Source organism: Streptomyces murinus, assembly GCF_002154555.1.
In the GTDB taxonomy this organism is placed as follows: domain Bacteria; phylum Actinomycetota; class Actinomycetes; order Streptomycetales; family Streptomycetaceae; genus Streptomyces; species Streptomyces murinus.
The window spans coordinates 1-1,624 of sequence record NZ_MUNF01001014.1 but is presented as its reverse complement, the minus strand read 5'-3'; the positions used below and the strand labels follow the sequence as shown (position 1 = coordinate 1,624).

Sequence of the window (1,624 nt, the reverse complement as noted above, 5' to 3'; positions counted from 1 at the left end):
ATCGGCGACTGCGCCCTCGACTGCGGGGAGTTCGCCGGCGGGTACGGCGTCGAGGGCGCGGTCGGCGATGTCGTACCGGTGGATCTGGCGGTGCCCGGGTGCCCGCCGGAGCCGGCGGCGATCGTGGCCGCGCTGCGCCGGGTGACCGGCCGGTGAACGTGATCCCGGCCGCCCTGGCGACGGCCACCGCACTGGGCGGCGCGGGCACGCTTGCGGCGCTCGCGTTGCCGTACCGGGCGCGGATCGTCGCCGTCGGCGTGCTGACCTGCGGCATCGGGGTGAGCGGTACGGCGGCGGGCGTGGCCGCGCTCGGCGGTGCCCGCTGGGCCGCCGTACTGCCCGGGCTGCTGCCGCTGACCGGGACGCGGCTGGCGGTGGACGCGCTGGCGGGGCTGTTCATGGCCGTCGCGGGCACGGTCGTGGCCGCCGTCGGGGTGTACGGCATCGGGTACGCCTGCGGGCACGGCCCGCACGGGATCGGCTCGCGGACCGCGCAGGCGGTGCTGCCGCTGTTCGCGCTGACCCTCGTCCTGGTCCCGGTGGCCGCCTCGGTCTCGACGTTCCTGGCGCTGTGGGAACTGATGGCGCTGGCCTCCCTGACGCTGGTGCTCACCGAGCACGCCGAGCGGCGCACCGTACGGCAGGCCGGTCTCTGGTACGCGGTGCTGACCCATCTCGGACTCGTCCTGCTGCTCGCCGGGTTCGCGCTGTTCGCGGCCGGGGCGCACGGGGAGACGTTCACCGCGCTGCGCACCGGCGCCCACCTCCTGTCCCCCACCGCCCGCGGGCTGGTCTTCGTACTCGTGACGGCGGCGTTCGCGTCGAAGGCGGGCGCGGTGCCGCTGCACGCCTGGCTGCCCAGGGCGCACCCCGAAGCGCCCAGTCCCGTCTCGGCGCTGATGAGCGCCGCCATGGTCAACCTCGGCGTCTACGGCCTGGTGCGCACCGGCCTCGACCTGCTCGGCGGCGGCCCCGCCTGGTGGTGGCTGGGGCTGCTGGCCCTCGGCGGGCTGAGCGCGGTGCACGGCATCCTCCAGGCCGCGATGGCCTCCGATCTCAAGCGACTGCTGGCGTACTCGACCAGCGAGAACATGGGGCTGGTCCTCGTCGGGGTGGGCGCGTGCGGGCTGTTCGCCGCCGGCGGGGAGCGTCCGCTGGCCGCACTGGCGCTCGCCGCGGCGCTGCTGCATCTCGTCAACCACGCCGCTTTCAAAGCCCTGTTGTTCTGCGCGGCCGGGTCCGTGCTGCGCGCCACGGGGCTGCGGGACCTGGACCGGCTGGGCGGGCTGCGCCCCCGGATGCCCGTCACGACCGCCTGCTTCGCGCTGGCCGCGCTCGGCGCCATGGCGCTGCCGCCCGGCAACGGGTTCATCGGCGAGTGGCTGCTGCTCCAGTCCCTGATCCACGGCATGCGGGTGCCCGGGGTCGCGGTCGCCGTCGTACTGCCGCTGTCGGTGGCGCTGATCGCGCTGTCGGCCGGGATCGCCGCCGCCGTGTTCGTGAAGGCGCTCGGGGTCGGCTTCTTCGCCCGGCCGCGCGACGCACGGGCCGCCGCGGCGCGCGAGGCACCGCCGCCGATGCTCGCCGGGATGGCCCTGCTCGCGGCGGCCACGGTGACCCTCGC

Annotated in this window: 2 protein-coding genes; both read left to right on the top strand. The window is 76.1% G+C overall.

Annotation, left to right across the window (positions count from 1 at the left end; translation table 11 throughout):
• Window positions 1-156 carry an NADH-quinone oxidoreductase subunit B family protein gene (locus CCN72_RS37335; RefSeq protein WP_244174684.1) on the top strand — a complete coding sequence of 52 codons (156 nt, stop codon included), beginning with the start codon at window positions 1-3 and terminating at the stop codon, window positions 154-156.
• Window positions 153-1,624: proton-conducting transporter transmembrane domain-containing protein (locus CCN72_RS37330; protein WP_107430312.1), on the top strand; the 1,472-nt coding region annotated here is incomplete at its 3' end. The genes CCN72_RS37335 and CCN72_RS37330, both read left to right, overlap by 4 nt.